This is a genomic window from Oceanobacillus sp. CFH 90083 (genome assembly GCF_009389585.1).
GTDB lineage: Bacteria > Bacillota > Bacilli > Bacillales > Amphibacillaceae > Oceanobacillus.
The window spans coordinates 241,451-257,138 of sequence record NZ_VIYG01000007.1 but is presented as its reverse complement, the minus strand read 5'-3'; the positions used below and the strand labels follow the sequence as shown (position 1 = coordinate 257,138).

The window sequence follows — 15,688 nt, the reverse complement described above, 5'->3', positions numbered from 1 at the left end:
ATTCTTAAATGTTTCCATTCTGACGGCTATACTAGTATGGAAGAAGGCTGATTGTTAAAAAGTCTATTTTAATATACGTGGGCAAATAAGTAACTAGGTATTCATAAATGTGCATAAACGGATGGAGAATTAAATAAAGCTTTCCTAATACAGAATGGAGTCATAATACAGGGGGGATGCTCCGTGAAAATAGTTGGCATTTCTGGTTCAACAGTCGGCTCGAAAACAAGAGTTGCTGTGGATCATGCCTTGCAATATATAGAGAAAGAGCATACAGGGGTAGAGGTAGAGCTGTTAGATTTGAAGGACTATGATGTGGTATTCAGTGATGGTCGTCCATATAAAGATTATACAGGCGATACGAAAATATTATTGGAAAAAATTATGCAGGCTGATGGAATTTTGCTTGGCATGCCTGTCTTTCAAGCATCCATCCCGGGAACCTTAAAAAATATTTTTGATCTGCTGCCAGTGGATGCATTTCGGAATAAAATGGTCGCCATTACGGCAACAGCCGGAACAACGAAGCATTATTTAGTCCCGGAGCAGCATTTGAAGCCAATTCTGCACTATATGCATGCATGGGTAATCCCCAAATATGTATTTGTGGAAGAAAAGGACTATACCAATTATGTGATTACGAATCAAAATGTGATTGACCGTTTAAATAAATTATCAGAAGATCTGATTCATTATGTGGATATTTTAAAGAATCATCCGGAGATAACGTCATTTTTATAAACATATGAAAAGCCCTTTTATGAAAAATTTTTTGTAAGAGGGCTTTTGTAAATGGAGGTTACCAAGCCATTCCCTTTTGCGTGGGGTCAACTGTAAACAAACTGTGGGCGATAAGAAATTGTGCACTGTAATAAGTGAGCATAATGACTTCATGTGCACCTGTAAAGCTGGTTATAAACATATTCCAGGCAAGGATACTGTCAGAAATGATAAATAGAAGACTGCCGAGAATAGCCCAGCGGTTTCCGGTCATAATTGCTGTAAAAGCCATCAGCATGATTATGCCAATGTAGGCGATTACGGGAACGATAAAAGCTGCTTCGCCATCTGCTTGGAGGCTGCTCACAAGCTGATAGCCAAACCAAACAGCAAAAAGAAGAAGCGGTATGGCAGAGAGTCCTCTTGATAAAGAAAAGCGCCACTCTTTTAGAAAACCAATCGTGTAGAATACGTGTCCAACAAAAAAGGCAGCCAGACCGATGAGAAACCAATGAAGTGTAGCATCACCGATTAAACAGAAGGCGATACCGCCAATAATCCAATAATGTACGGCTTTTCGTTTGGGCAAAGACTTTTCAAAGGCATAAATCAAAATAAGCACCATTGGAATAACTTTAAAGAAAATACTGAATGCTAATGGTTCGGATGGTGAAATAAATATATAGACAATTCCTGTAGTGAAAATCAATATGGGCAGACGATAGAGTATCAAAATGGAAACATTCCCTTCATTCATTGAGATGAAAATTTTCAGATACCTTTAGTTTATCATAGTAAAAAAATGCTTATATCACAAATTCTAGATATGTCGGTGGATTTTTAGAATAAAGTATACTTATAACTGCTGTAATGAGATAAGTAATCGCAATAATTTTCGGTGGGATGAGACATCGCAGCCCTTTTTGAGCTGGGTAGCCTCAGACCTTACGAAGGTACTTATCCAGAAGTCTGGTACAGGTATATGTTAAATGATGGATGAGACTGATCAAATAAAAAAACACCTCTAGAATTAGATTTTCGGTCTAACTCTAGAGGTGCATACCACTATAAGGGGACAAGGGAAGATTTTTTATTGCTCAATAGAAACATCTTTTAAATTTAACAGCTGTGTCGGAGATTGTGTCAGTCCTTTTACACGATCATCGACACCTAATAGATATTGCTGATGATGAATATAAACCATCGGTGTAATTTCAGCCAGTAATTTCTGTGTCTGGCGATAAAGCTCTAAGCGTTCATCTGGATCGCCTTCCTGACGGGCTTGATCTAATAATTCGTCGAGCTCGGAATCAACAGTGAATGTACGATTTCCTGATTCTCCTAGATTATCAGAGTGGAATAAAGGGTACAAGCCGTTATCTGCATCACCAGTAACTGTTGTCCAGCCAAAGACAAACATATCATGTTCCCCGTTAGCTGTCTGTTCAAGCATTGCGCCCCATTCCACCGTTCTTACTTCTGCATTAATACCAATTTCTTTCAACTGTGCCTGGATGTTCGTTGCTGTATCGATTCGTTGACGGTCATCATTTGTCCAAATCGTTGTAGAAAATCCATTTTCATAGCCTGCTTCAGCAAGTAAATCTTTTGCTTCTTTCACATCGTATTCATGATCACTTACATCCTCACTATAACCAAATACACTAGGAGCAATCGGTGTATGTGCAGGGATACCAACATTATCATAGATACCGGAAAGAATGTTTTCTTTATTGATAGCTTTTGCGATTGCCTGGCGTACACGTTTGTCATCAAACGGTTCTTTCTCCATATTAAAGCCTAAGTAGGATACTGCCAGGCTATCTTGAGACTGGACAGATAAATGATCAGAACTTTCAATTTGCGCTACATCAGATGGACTGAGCGCATTAGCGACATGGGAATCACCTGTTTCCAGTTCCGCAACACGAGTCAAATCTTCTGTAACTACTTTGAATGTTACCGAATCGAGCAAAGCTGGTTCCCCCCAATAATCATCATTTTTGACTAAACGAACTTGCTGACCAGGCTGCCATTCATCGTATTTAAAAGGTCCGGTGCCCTGTGGATTTGCGCTGATCACAAATCCTGCTTCTTCTCCATTTTCCATGGCAGCATAGTCTTCTTCAATCTGATTTTTTGAAATCATCACGCCGCCTGGGTGAGCAAGGTGAGCCGGTAATGCCGCAAAAGGATATTCTGTTTTAAAATGAACGGTATACTCATCGATAACCTCTACTTCGGAAATCATGTTATACATAATTGCCCGTGGAGATCCTACTTCTGCATCCAGTGTACGGTCAATGTTCGCCTTTACAACTTCCGCATTAAATGGAGAGCCATCATGAAATGTAACGTCATGACGTAATTTGAATTCCCAGGTAGTATCATCAATTTGTTCCCATTCTTCTGCAAGTAAAGGCTGATTTTCCATGTTTTCATCCTGCGTAACAAGTGTTTCAAAGATATTTCTTTGCACATCACTGGATGGCGTATCATTCGATGCTGCCGGATCAAGGGATACCGCATCGGATGGTGTTGTGATAATTAAATCGCCGCCTTGTGCTTCTGCGCCCTTATCATTGCTGTCAGATGCGTTCTCATTTGGCTCACTGGCGCAAGCGGCGAGAACCAAGCTTAGCAGAGTAGTAAATACAAGCGCATATATTTTTTTCTGTATTCTCATGGATTGTTCTCCTTTTTTTCTATTGTTGACTGTAATAGCCTGTTTAAAATGAGGCTAAATGAAAGCCTGATTATATTGAGTATAATCAGGCTCAGGATTATCTGGAAGTATGCAATTTACCAGCTCGGAACAACAGAACCATCAAAGGTTTCTTCAATAAATTCCTTTACTTCGTCTGTATGGTAAAGATCAATAAATTGCTGCACCACTTCGTCATCTTGATTTTCTGTACGCGTTGCAATCAAGTTAACGAATGTAGAATCTTGCTCGATAAAGAGAGAATCATCATTAGGTGAAAGGCCAGCTTCGATTGCGAAGTTGGAATTAATTGCTGCTGCATCTACTTCGCCAAGCTGCCTCGGAATTTGTGCAGAATCTAATTCAAGTAATTCCAGATTTTTAGGGTTATCAATAACGTCATTAACTGTTGCGTTAACTCCTAAGCCCTCTTCTAATGTGATAAGCCCGGCTTGTTCAAATAACAATAAAGCACGTCCGCTGTTGGTAGGATCGCCAGGAAGACCTAATGTTGCACCGTCTGGCAGGTCGTCAAGGGAATCAACAGATTCTGAGTAAACACCCATTGGGAAAGTTACAGTATCTGCCACCTTCATAATATCTAAATTTCTCTCTTCAATCATCGCATCCATAAATGGCTCTGTCTGGAAGCTGCTGATGTCAATTTCACCTTCATCCAGCGAAACGTTCGGCATAACATAATCACTAAAAACTACTGTTTCAATTTCTAATCCGTCTTCTGCTGCAATTTCAGCCACTTTTTCAACAATTTCTTCATGTGGACCAGCTGTGACACCTACTGTCAATACACCATCTTCAAGCAGATCTGAACCGCTGCCCTCCTCATTCTCATCTCCGCCGCAGGCAGCAAGGAAAAGGAGCAATAGAGCTGTTATACTAAGTAAATATTTCTTTTTCATGATTGATTTTCCTACTTTCTTTTTATTAGTTAGTAAAATTTTCAAGCTGTAAAAATGCTTCAATAACTGTATTTACATTGATTTCTTCTTTCATCAAATGAATGGACTCTTCTGTGCGGGTGACTTTTGCTGCAATGATCTCCAGCAGCTCCCGATCATCCGTATATATGGAGAAGTCCGCTAAACTGGTTGGAAAGCCCCATATCTCGTAATAGCCTAATAGCTTGCGGAGCTCCTCTGTATCCTGTTCGATGGCCAGCTGAGCCAAAATGCCATAGGATACAATTTCACCGTGAAGTGAATGAGCGGTTTGCGGAGCAGCTGTTAAGCCATTGTGAATAGAATGTGCACCAGCAATCCGTCCAGCTTTACCACCAAAGCCGCCAACCATACCGCCAGTCGCAATAATAGCTTCAATAACACGAATGAGTGCATCGGTTACCTGGTCATTTTCGCAAGCTTGGATTGCTGCTTCACTGTCATCCAGCAAAATATCTTTGCAGGCGCGGGCGGCAAATTGCGAAATCTGCAACCAGACCGGAAGTGTACCAGCAGGGTAAAAGGCTTCGACTAAGGAGCGGGCTTCGTAGAATTTTGCCAATGTATCGCCAATACCCGCTTTTAAGTATTTTACCGGCGCTTCTGCAATAATGGCCGGTTCCACGACAACCAGCGTATTTGATTCAGGAAACTCTGTATAATGAGAATGAGCTCCGTCTTCCTGGTAAAAAACACTTAATGGTGTCCACGCTGCACAGGTTGCGGCAATTGTTGGAATGAGGATGCTTTTTAATTGTGCATTAGCAGCTGCTGCTTTAGTAATATCTAAAGCTGTTCCGCCGCCAATACCAATGACAGCATCTATTTGCTTTTCTTGATAAATTCTCGCAAGTTTGTCGGTTCGCTCAACGGTACAATGCCCGTCTGCAAAATGTATATCTTTTTCTCCGACCTTGTCGATAAATGCGGCAGGAAGGTATGGCTTTGCTTTTTCCCAAGCTGTCCGCCCGGCAACAACGGCAATCCGTTCCACATGCAGATCATTCAGATTTTCCGCAAGGTGTTTTAGAGCACCTTCGCCAATTTGATAATGGCTGGGCGATCCTTTTACAGTAGCTATTTGCATGATAAGATATCCCCTTTTAAATATGTCGAAATTCTTAAAAGGCTACATAAAAAACCTCTCTATTTCGTGCTAGAGAGGTTGAAAAGATTCATTTACGAAATGTCCTCTCTTATTTTCCAAAGTAGATTGTACACTTTGCAGGATTTAGCACCTTTTTTAGAATCTTTTCTAGAAAGGTTGCCGGGCTTCATCGGGCCAGTCCCTCTGCCGCTCTCAATAAGAGTTCTTATGTAACTGTCGCTATATTTTAATATGAAATATAGGAAAAGTCAATCTTTTTCGGAATGAGTTGAAATGAATACTCCCGCCCCTTCATTTTTAATAAAAATTTGGAGAGGGGGTTTTTAATGTATCGAAGAATGAACGCTTCACGTTAGCTCAGTTGTCACAGCGATGTGCTGCCAACAATGAATCTCCTCTGTTCTTACTTTTGTGCCTCTAGGATTCTTTTCAGCCTATCTGGATTCACTATGATTGGGAGCCCTCTCGCTTAATTATGTTAAAATTAGAGAAGCCCAAATGTATTTCATGCGGAATCATCATTTGGACTTCTCTAAGACTTACATTCATTTACTTCTATCTATTCTTTATCATCCACTATAATATCTTTCTTTTCCTTCTTTAAATAATAGGCACTCATCAGCGAAGCAATAGGAATAACCAAGGCAATCCCGACACCGGAAATAAGAATTGTCAGCATTTCATCATTAAATACTTTTGCGTTGATAATATCGCCTATCGAGTATTCTAAATCTTTAAACCAAATTAACAGCCCCATATAACCGCCAAAAAATGCGAAGAATAATGTATTGGTACTGGTACCTAAAATATCTCTGCCGATGCGGATGCCGGCTAAAAATAAATCTTTTCTGGAAAGCTCCGGATTCTGTTCATGGATTTCCCGCATTGGGGAGGTAATAGAAATAGCCGTATCCACAATCGCTCCAATGGTGCTCATAATAATAACAGCTGTAGCGATTTGGACAAAATTAAGCCCGATATGCACATTGAATGTTGTTATTTCCCCGGATTCCTCTTCTCCAAGTCCATAAATCATCGATTGCTCGGTTAAAATAATAATGAAAGAGATGAGGATAACCATGGTTGCAATTGTTGCTAAAAAAGCGAGCATGGTTTTATTATTTACCCGATTAATAAAGAACAGGCTGACTGCGCTGATAAAACCACAGGCGATAAGTGCAATAATCATTGGATTTCCAGACGGATCATTCATGACAAATACAGCCATCAGTACAATGATAAAGTTGATAAAGAGTGCAATAAAAGAGCGTACACCCTTCATCCCGCCGATCCAAGCCATAAGTATAAATAAGATGATTGCCAGTAATACAAGTACATTCATAATCTCGCCTGCTTTCTGCGGATAAAGAATATAGATAGGTAAATCGCAATTGGAATAGTCAGGACAATACCAATTCCGCCGACCAACGCACGTGTCAGTTCCAGAGATAGATTCATGGATACGGTAAAGCCAAATGGAGCCGCATTTTTAAAATAAATCAACAGCATCGGAATCGAACCGCTGACATAGGCAAAAAATAAAATATTTGTCATCGTACCCATAATATCCTTGCCAATTTCATATCCAGCCTTTTTTAATGTTGCCAGGCTTATATGGTTATTTTTCTCATACATCTCAAACATAGAAGCAGATAAAGTAATCGCAACATCCATTACAGCTCCGAGAGAACCAATCAGGAGCCCGGCCATAAAGATCGTTTGCGGATTCCGGGTTAAGAAAGCCATTTCTTCGTAGCGCAGCCCCTGTTCACCTGTAAATTGAAGCGCGGCATAAGCAATTACCAGGGATAGCCCTGTTCCCAGCAGTGTTGTGAGAATTGCAGTATACGTTTTCTCATTAAAGCCTGTTGCCATCAGTAAAGACAATATTGTAAAAATGATAATACTGATAAGTGTAATAAGCGATAAGCTGATACTTGGGTTTTGGATATAGATGTCTAATGCAAATGATAAAATCACGGCGTTGACGAGCAGGCTCAGTGCAGATAAAGCTCCTCTGGATTTACCGACAGCTAATAAGATCATTAAAAATATCCATGCTACAAATACAAAATACTTATCCCGCTTTATATCTCCTGTTGCTTCACCATCCTGAGCAAGGAAAATCTCATCTCCTGCAGATAACTCATAATCTATTGCCAGGGACTGGGTATATTCATTATGAAAAGTAGTGATTTCCCCTCTATCTGGTCCATTCTTTATTTCTCCTTCGATCTGCTGTATGACACGCTCATCTTCATTACCATGTGTATCTGTTTGTGTCTCCCTGCTTATTTCCTGTATATCGGTTATATGGACAATGGTCCGATCATATAATTCATAATTATTATTGATAAAAATCATCGATGCGATAAAGCCGGTTAATAAAAGACAAACGGTAATTATTTGTGCCTTTGTCCGCTTTTTCAACCATGTCTTCAATATCATCACTCCTAAAGGAAACTTGGCAAGCCGAGCCTGAAGAGCGCAGGATTGCCTTCGTTGGGGCTGGAAGTGGGACTGCGATTACTTGCCCCATCAAAACCCGTTGTACGTATACTAGGTACTTTAAAATTTTTACTAGGCAGAATTACTTCAAAAGCTGAAATTTTATCCTTTCCTAGCGTGCAAAATAGAATGTGCCTATTTGTATTTCTGAAAACATATACTATGATACCACTTTTAAGAGGAAGGAGACACGTATAGCTCCGGAAAATTTTTGGATGTAGTGCACGATACAAGAGAGTAGAATTTGTCTCATCCTTCTCCCGCTAGTATGCACTAAAAAGGAATAAGATATCTTATTTTGTCAAAAAGTTTGGACATTTTGTGAGGGGATATGCTACAATTTTGTCAAAAAGATTTGACATAAAGGAGCTTAGAAAATGAAAAATCTGATAAAAGTATTAAGAAAACAATCGAATATAACGCAGGAAAAACTATCTAAGCTTTGCGGTGTCTCCAGACAAACGATTAACTGTGTAGAAAATGACAAATATGATCCAACCTTAGAGCTTGCTTTTAAAATATCGAGAGCACTCGATAAAAATCTGGAAGAGGTGTTTATTTATGACGAAATTTCATAGAGGGTACCGGATTACAATGAAGGATATAAAAAAAGAGGGAGCTTCTATTTTAAGAAAACGGTTGAATCCTGTCAGCATGCCAGTTTCAGAGGAAACCAAAACAGAGCTGGAGTGTATGCTGACGTATTTAAAAAACAGCCAGGATCCGGAAATGGCAAGAAAATATAAACTAAGACCGGGTTCCGGGCTTTCAGCAAATCAAGTCGGTATCAATAAAAGGATGTTTGCCGCACTATACCAGACAGAAAAGGGCGAGACAATCGAATTAAAGCTGATTAATCCTAAGCTGCTCAGCCATTCCGCAAATACGATTTACCTTCCGGAGGGGGAAGGGTGTCTGTCAGTAAATAGAGAAATACATGGACATGTGCCGCGTTATGAAAGAATAAAGGTGCAGGCTTTTGATATAGAGGGAGAAAAGCGCACTTATACCTTCAAAGGATATAGTGCCATTCTGGTTCAGCATGAAATGGATCATCTGGATGGGATTATGTTTTTTGACCGTATTGATAAAGAAAGGATCTTTTTGAACTTGCAATAGGACTCAAACTTTTCTGAAAAGAGGTATCGAAATGAATAAATGGAATACAATGCTACAGGCAGAATACGGTATTGAACCGATTCAAATCCAGTCAAAACAGGGTGGATGGGCATCGCTTGCCTTTGAAATAAAAGCAAGGGATGCTATTTATTTTTTGAAAGTATATGAAAAGCACCGGGCTTCCACATCAAAATTAACAGCATTGATCGACCAATATGTACCCATTGTCGTCTGGCTGGAAAATAATAGTGATTTAAAAAGAAAGATTTCTGTTCCGTTACAAACAAAGGAGGGGAATTACAAATGGGAAGATGAGGAAAATATTTATTTGCTGTATCCTTTTATTGATGGGGAAACAATTGGTGAACGGGATTTAACAAAACAGCAGGTAGATGAATTGGCACATATCATTGCTGCACTCCACGCATTTGGTAAGGAAATCCCTTTTCCAACGGGAGCTCTGACAGAAAACTTTGTGGTATCCTTTTTAGAAGAATTGGAGGAGGTGCTTCATGACAAAGCGGAGCATGTTCCGGGAGAGTTATCTTTATTTCTGCGTGAGCATCGGGAAAGAATAGCCAGATGGATCAGAAGCATAAAAGAGCTATCAGAAAAGCTGCAATCGGCTTCTATGAGCAAGGTGCTATGTCATACAGACCTCCATCATTGGAATTTGATGCAGTCGGAAAATCTGTTGTTAATTGATTGGGAAGGTTTAAAATTGGCTCCTGCTGAAGCGGATATAATGTCTCTCGTAGATAAGCCTTATTTTAAGCGTTTTATGGAAGTCTATCGGCAATATCATGAAAATTATCAAATAAATGAAGATGCTCTTGCTTTTTATCAATTGAGGCGGAGACTGGAGGATATTTGGGAGTTTACGGAGCAGCTGTTATATGAAGAGCTTGATACACAAGAAAAAGCTAAAATTATCGGTTACCTGACAGAATTAACAAACGACAATAACTAAAGTGAAGCTTCATTCAATAGGGGCTCGACGCACAAATGTTTCCGGTGGAATTGCGATAAAATTTTGTGACACAAAGTTAAAAATGTGCTGAAAAGGAAATAAGCAAAGGTATTTGTAAAGAAGATAAAGGGAAGTGAAGTCATGTTTTTAGCTTGGAATGAAATAAAGAATAACAAGCTGCGTTTTTTATTGGTTACTGGTGTTTTGGTGCTTATTTCTTATCTTGTTTTCTTTTTATCTGGTCTGGCCAATGGGTTGGAGCAACTAAATCGGGAAGCTGTAGATAAATGGGAAGCGGATGGAATTATTCTGACAGAAGAAGCGGATTTGCGTTTGCAGCAGTCCATCCTGTCTGCAGATGATTTTGATGGCAATGGAGTTGATGAATATACGGAGTTAACGCAATTAAGTGCGATTGCGAGTAACGGAACTGAAAAAGAAAATGTATACATCTTTGCAGTAAAAGAAGATTCCTTTATCATGCCAGCCGTTACAGAAGGAAATGTTTTTATGGATGCAGGCGAGGTGATTGCTGATGATACCTTAAAAGAAAATGGCTTTGCAATAGGGGATGAGCTTTCTTTATCTTCCACTGATGAAACGTTAGAAATTGTCGGATTTACGGACAAAGCACGATTTAATGCAGCGCCTGTACTGTTCACAGACCGGAATACACTGGAGACACTTCAATATGGGGAAACGGTGGAAGAAGCAGACGATGCAGTGAATGCCTTTGTTATTCGTACAGATAACTTAGGCAGGGTAGAGACAGATGAAGCTTTACAGGTTGTCGATACAGAAATATTTATCAAGAATTTACCGGGCTATACGGAACAAAATTTGACACTGACATGGATGATATATTTTCTATTTATTATTTCTGCCGTGGTACTGGCAATTTTTCTCTATGTGCTTACCATTCAAAAGATAAGTATTTTTGGAGTGATGAAGGCGCAGGGTATATCATCCGGATACTTGGCGCGTTCTGTGATAGGGCAAACGTTTTTACTTTCTTTAGCTGGTGTATGGATTGGAGTGGTTCTTGCAGTAGTGACGGGATTATTCCTGCCGGCAGCCGTTCCGGTGGCCTTTAATTATATCGAAATGTTGATTTATGGAATTGTTTTGATTGCTGTTTCGGTAATTGGAGCATTTATCTCTGTACAGACCATCGTAAGAATTGATCCGTTAAAGGCAATAGGAGGTTAAGGAAGCATGTCTATTCTGGAATTAAAAAAAGTGCAGAAAATCTTTGGTTCTGGCAGAACAAAAGTGGAAGCTATGAAAAAAACGGATTTTGAAGCTGAGAAAGGGGAATTAATTGCTGTAATTGGTCCCTCTGGCTCGGGAAAAAGTACATTTTTAAGTCTTGCCGGCGGATTGCAGACACCAACGAGTGGAGAAGTGATGATTAATGGTACAGCTTTGGCGGATTTGGCAGAGAAAAAACGTGCGAAATTAAGATTGAAGGAGATCGGCTTTGTTTTACAAGCATCTAATCTGGTTCCTTATTTAAATGTCGGTCAGCAGATGCAGCTGCTAAATAAGGTAAAGAAAGGAAATATGCGGAAAGAGGAAGCAGAAACCCTTTATCAAACCTTGGGAATTGAGCATCTGCTCCACCATTTCCCGAAGGATTTATCCGGCGGGGAAAAACAGCGGGTTGCAATTGCCAAAGCACTTTACACCAATCCAAGTATTATTTTAGCGGATGAACCGACTGCTTCCCTTGATTCTGATCGTGCATTTGAAGTAATGAATATGCTGAAAGAAATTACAAAAGAAAAGCAGAAGGCAACCATTGTTGTGACACATGATACACGGCTGATCGATGATTGTGATAAAGTATATAAGATGATAGATGGTAAGCTGGAATTGCAGGAAAAAATACATCATATGATATAATGACCACAGAAAAAGTGCTGCGATTTCCAGTTTTCTAAAAAACGCAGCACTTTTTACATATTTCACTTTATATTTTTGAAGCTTTACGAATAATAATTCGCCAATGAGGGCCTGTTTCAACATGATACGCATTAGCAAAGGAGCCCTGGTTGATAGCTACTCCTAAATTATCTAATGAATTCACATATAATAATGGCTCGCCAAGCCGGATTTCGGCAAAGGAATGTCTGTATGTCATAATATTTTTGTATATTTGCTGGCGGTTGGTGGCGATAGTGACTTCAAAAGCATCCCCGTGCGCAACATTAATTTCCTGGAATAATTCTCTGCTGATATTCGTCCATAGATTACCAAAGCGAATATCTAATATATCGATGTTACCGTGGATAATCTCATCTTCTATATATGCTTCCGGTTTGGTTAATTCAACAATATCGTCTACATCCATAGCAGGTCCGACTTCTTCAAAGGTAATGGTGTTTGAGGCCAGTCTGGCTCCAGTGTACGCATAAATATCACGGCCATGAAAAGTATAAGATTCTCCTGATTTGGGTAAGCGATTCGTTTTTTCATCAATAATTCTTGCTTCCTTAATTCCGATATCCTTTTTAATATGTGTAAGTGTCCCATTATCTGGTGTCACAACATATTGATTATCAACCGTTTTTACGACAACACTTAATCTGGAGGTTCCAACTCCAGGGTCGACAACAGAGATAAAAACAGTCTCTTCCGCCCAATACGGTAAAGTTTGATATAAACGATAAGACCCCTCCCAAATATTGTATTGCGGAATATCATGTGTCAGATCGAATACCCGAAGCGAGGAATCAACGGAAAGTGCCACTCCATACATTGCACTGACTGCTCCATCACTAATACCAAAGTCTGTTTGAATTACTAAATTTCTGCCCATTTAAATCCTCCTAATTTACGCTAGTCTGCTTTTTTGGCGATGAGTGGCTGCTTCTTTAGAAACTAAAAAAAACACGTCCATATCGAAATAACGATAAGGACGTGGTTGGAATTTACGTGGTACCACCTTATTTTACCATATGCTCACACATACAGCCTCATCAAGTACGAAAGCATAAAGCTTTTATACTGTGGTATGGATAACGAGTACCAAATCTCGTCGGAACCTACTCATATCTATAGATACTTTCAGTACGAAGCTCAGAGGCCATTGTTCAGATTCTTATTTTTACTTCTTTTCAGCTGCCGAAGTTCTCTGTGAAAAAATAGATGAACCTTACTTTTCCTCTTCAATGCCTTTTCATAAATAACAAAATGCGAATTATTGTCATTATAAGTAATGTAAATCTAAAAAGCAAGCGCTTTTTAGAAAAATGATAAAAGTCGAAATAGCTGGTTTGTTTTATCTATTATATATCAAGATACTTCTGAGGTTTGTGGATTTGAATGATAAATGAAATATCTGTGCATAGGATAGTTAAGAGAAGTAAATAGCTCTTTCATTCATTAAATAGGACAAGCATTAAAAGGAATAAGTCCCCCATGATGAAGGATGAGTACCGAATAAGTTATTCTAATTCCCTAATAGCCCCTAAAAATAATTTACATACTCTTTACATTAACAACAAACTATATTAATAATTCTTCTCTATACTTCAAAGTAAGGACAGAGAAGAAATGTCCAGTAAATCATACTAATTAATGCAGATAATTTTAAGGGGGATCCTTTGATGAGCTTTAAACGTTTTACTTTATTCTTTTTTGTTTCTACTTTAATTTTCTTAGCAGCATGCGGCGGTTCAGATGATGCAGATAGTGCAGGGGATTCTGAATCTGGTGGAAGTGAAGAGTTATCTGGCAGTGTTGCAATTGACGGTTCAGGTACTGTATACCCGTTAATGGCGCGTTTAGCTGAAGAGTATATGATAAATGAGCAGCAAGGTGTTTCCGTGGAAGTAAGTCGTGCCGGGACAAGCGCAGGCTTTGAAAAATTCCTGATCGAAAATGGGACAGACTTTAATGATGCATCAAGAGAAATAAAAGAGGAAGAACAAGCAAAAGCGGATGAATTAGGTATTGAAGTTCAGGAGCTAAAGGTTGCTCTGGATGGTTTAACTATTGTAACGCATCCAGGTAATGACTGGGCGACAGAGTTAACACCAGAGCAGGTGCAGGGGATCTTCCTTGGTGAATATAAACAGTGGTCAGATATTGACGATTCCTGGCCAAGCGAAGATATTAAGACGTATGGTCCAAATGAAAATCATGGGACATATGAATTCTTTTACGAAGAAATTTTAGAAGAGCAAGACCTGGCAGAAGGGATTGACCTTCAACAGGATTATTCAACATTAGTAACACTGATTTCTGAAGATGAGAATGCGATTGGATTCTTCGGGTTTGGTTACTACCAAAGCAATCAGGATACGATTAATGCAGTATCTATTGATTTTGGAGAGGGAGCAGTTGAACCTTCTCTGGATACCATTGCAGAAGATGGACCTTATGCAGATTATACGCGCCCGGTGTTCACTTACTTGAATGTAAATCATGCCCAGGAGAAACCGGAAGTGCTTGATTATGCAAAATATGTTTTAGAAAACACAAATAATTTTGCTGGTGAGACTGGATTTGCACCGATTCCTGATGAGGAAGCAGCGTCTCAGCTGGAAGCTTTAGAAGGAATTGAATAAAAAAGGAGATAGATGAGGGGTTTGTGATTAAAGCCCTCATCTTCCTCTTATTTAAAGAAATGGAAGGTGGCTGTCGTATCATGGCTACAAGTAATAAGAACCGTATGTCGGTTAGTGAAATGATTGAACAACAAAAAAAGAAGCGTAAATTCTTTAATCAATTGGAACGGTTGATACCAAGCCTGTTATTAATTATTGCTTCGATATCGGTTCTTACAACAATTGGGATTGTTTATACTTTATTTGCTGAATCGGTTGCGTTTTTCCGGAATGTGCCTATTCTTGATTTTTTTACAGGAACGATATTAAAGCCGTTAAGTCAAAATCCGGAATTTGGTGTACTTCCTTTGCTGAATGGAACCATTATCTCGACCGTTATTGCCATGCTGGTAGCTGGACCGATCGGGATGATGTCGGCAATTTATTTAAGTGAGTATGCTCCTGATAATGTACGAAGAGTGTTAAAGCCATTGTTGGAAATTTTAGCCGGCGTGCCAACGATTGTTTATGGTTTTTTTGCATTTACATTTGTAACACCTTTACTAAGAATGATCTTTCCTTCTATTGAAGCGACAAATATTCTTAGTCCGGGAATCATCATGGGTGTGATGATTATTCCAATGATTGCTTCGCTGTCAGAGGATGCGATGTCCTCTGTTCCGAATTCTATCAGAGAAGGAGCCTTAGCACTTGGATCGACGAAGCTTGAGACAACCTTTAAGGTCGTTATTCCAGCAGCGTTGTCAGGAATTATCGCCTCCTTTGTGCTTGGTATTTCCCGGGCAATAGGAGAAACGATGATTGTAGCTATTGCAAGCGGAAGCTCTAAGAATTTCACCTTTGATATTACACAGTCTATGCAGACAATGACTGCTTATATTGTAGAGGTAGCCGGCGGGGAAGCGGCAGCAGGAACAACGATTTATTACAGTCTTTATGCCGTTGCTTTCACACTATTTGTTTTCACGCTAATCATGAATTTATTGGCAAAGTATATTTCACGTAAGTTTAGGGAGGAATACTAAG

The 15,688-nt window shown here is 39.4% G+C and carries 15 protein-coding genes, 1 riboswitch and 1 other annotated feature; of the genes, 8 read left to right on the top strand and 7 right to left on the bottom strand.

The genetic code is table 11. From position 1 onward, the window contains the following. Positions 1-183: 183 nt before the first annotated feature. A complete protein-coding gene (locus tag FLK20_RS13050; RefSeq protein ID WP_152657015.1) occupies positions 184-741 on the top strand; it encodes an NADPH-dependent FMN reductase in 558 nt (185 codons plus the stop codon). A gap of 58 nt (positions 742-799) precedes the next feature. Here FLK20_RS13050 and FLK20_RS13045 read toward each other — a convergent pair whose 3' ends face one another. The 6 genes from FLK20_RS13045 to FLK20_RS13020 form a co-directional block, all read right to left on the bottom strand. Then, positions 800-1,453: a lysoplasmalogenase gene (locus tag FLK20_RS13045; RefSeq protein WP_152657014.1), complete on the bottom strand. Its 654-nt coding sequence runs from the start codon at positions 1,451-1,453 to the stop codon at positions 800-802. Between the two features lie 357 nt (positions 1,454-1,810). Then, positions 1,811-3,406 (bottom strand): glutathione ABC transporter substrate-binding protein, encoded by a 1,596-nt coding sequence (locus FLK20_RS13040; protein ID WP_152657013.1) that lies wholly within the window; start codon positions 3,404-3,406, stop codon positions 1,811-1,813. 116 nt (positions 3,407-3,522) lie between these two features. Next, on the bottom strand, positions 3,523-4,344 hold the full coding sequence (locus FLK20_RS13035) for a MetQ/NlpA family ABC transporter substrate-binding protein (RefSeq protein WP_152657012.1): 822 nt from the start codon (positions 4,342-4,344) through the stop codon (positions 3,523-3,525). Positions 4,345-4,369: 25 nt separating this feature from the next. Beyond that, positions 4,370-5,470 (bottom strand): iron-containing alcohol dehydrogenase family protein, encoded by a 1,101-nt coding sequence (locus tag FLK20_RS13030; RefSeq protein ID WP_152657011.1) that lies wholly within the window; start codon positions 5,468-5,470, stop codon positions 4,370-4,372. A gap of 106 nt (positions 5,471-5,576) precedes the next feature. Then, positions 5,577-5,693: riboswitch (SAM riboswitch) on the bottom strand. Positions 5,694-6,050: 357 nt separating this feature from the next. After that, positions 6,051-6,833: a YibE/F family protein gene (locus FLK20_RS13025; RefSeq protein WP_152657010.1), complete on the bottom strand. Its 783-nt coding sequence runs from the start codon at positions 6,831-6,833 to the stop codon at positions 6,051-6,053. Next, on the bottom strand, positions 6,830-7,939 hold the full coding sequence (locus tag FLK20_RS13020; protein WP_152657009.1) for a YibE/F family protein: 1,110 nt from the start codon (positions 7,937-7,939) through the stop codon (positions 6,830-6,832). The genes FLK20_RS13025 and FLK20_RS13020 overlap by 4 nt, the downstream gene beginning before the upstream one ends. 437 nt (positions 7,940-8,376) lie before the next feature. Between FLK20_RS13020 and FLK20_RS13015 the strand changes: the two genes are divergently transcribed. The 5 genes from FLK20_RS13015 to FLK20_RS12995 all read left to right on the top strand — a co-directional run bounded on the left by FLK20_RS13015 (position 8,377) and on the right by FLK20_RS12995 (position 11,993). Next, positions 8,377-8,577: a helix-turn-helix transcriptional regulator gene (locus FLK20_RS13015; RefSeq protein WP_152657008.1), complete on the top strand. Its 201-nt coding sequence runs from the start codon at positions 8,377-8,379 to the stop codon at positions 8,575-8,577. Further along, the gene (gene def, locus FLK20_RS13010) at positions 8,561-9,118 is read left to right on the top strand and encodes a peptide deformylase (protein WP_152657007.1); all 558 of its coding nucleotides are present in this window, start codon (positions 8,561-8,563) and stop codon (positions 9,116-9,118) included. Before FLK20_RS13015 ends, def begins: the two co-directional genes overlap by 17 nt. 31 nt (positions 9,119-9,149) lie before the next feature. Further along, a complete protein-coding gene (locus FLK20_RS13005) occupies positions 9,150-10,088 on the top strand; it encodes an aminoglycoside phosphotransferase family protein (RefSeq protein ID WP_152657006.1) in 939 nt (312 codons plus the stop codon). 141 nt (positions 10,089-10,229) lie between these two features. Further along, on the top strand, positions 10,230-11,297 hold the full coding sequence (locus tag FLK20_RS13000) for an ABC transporter permease (RefSeq protein WP_152657005.1): 1,068 nt from the start codon (positions 10,230-10,232) through the stop codon (positions 11,295-11,297). A 6-nt stretch (positions 11,298-11,303) separates the two neighbouring features. After that, positions 11,304-11,993 carry an ABC transporter ATP-binding protein gene (locus tag FLK20_RS12995; RefSeq protein ID WP_152657004.1) on the top strand — a complete coding sequence of 230 codons (690 nt, stop codon included), beginning with the start codon at positions 11,304-11,306 and terminating at the stop codon, positions 11,991-11,993. 67 nt (positions 11,994-12,060) lie between these two features. On the opposite strand, the gene FLK20_RS12990 is transcribed toward FLK20_RS12995, so the two are convergent. Then, on the bottom strand, positions 12,061-12,909 hold the full coding sequence (locus FLK20_RS12990; RefSeq protein WP_152657003.1) for an SAM hydrolase/SAM-dependent halogenase family protein: 849 nt from the start codon (positions 12,907-12,909) through the stop codon (positions 12,061-12,063). A 92-nt stretch (positions 12,910-13,001) separates the two neighbouring features. Further along, positions 13,002-13,271, bottom strand: a binding site (T-box leader). Positions 13,272-13,699: 428 nt separating this feature from the next. Here FLK20_RS12990 and FLK20_RS12985 point away from each other — a divergent pair. Next, on the top strand, positions 13,700-14,662 hold the full coding sequence (locus FLK20_RS12985) for a PstS family phosphate ABC transporter substrate-binding protein (protein ID WP_152657002.1): 963 nt from the start codon (positions 13,700-13,702) through the stop codon (positions 14,660-14,662). A gap of 80 nt (positions 14,663-14,742) precedes the next feature. Next, positions 14,743-15,687: a phosphate ABC transporter permease subunit PstC gene (gene pstC, locus FLK20_RS12980; protein WP_152657001.1), complete on the top strand. Its 945-nt coding sequence runs from the start codon at positions 14,743-14,745 to the stop codon at positions 15,685-15,687. Position 15,688: the final 1 nt, after the last annotated feature.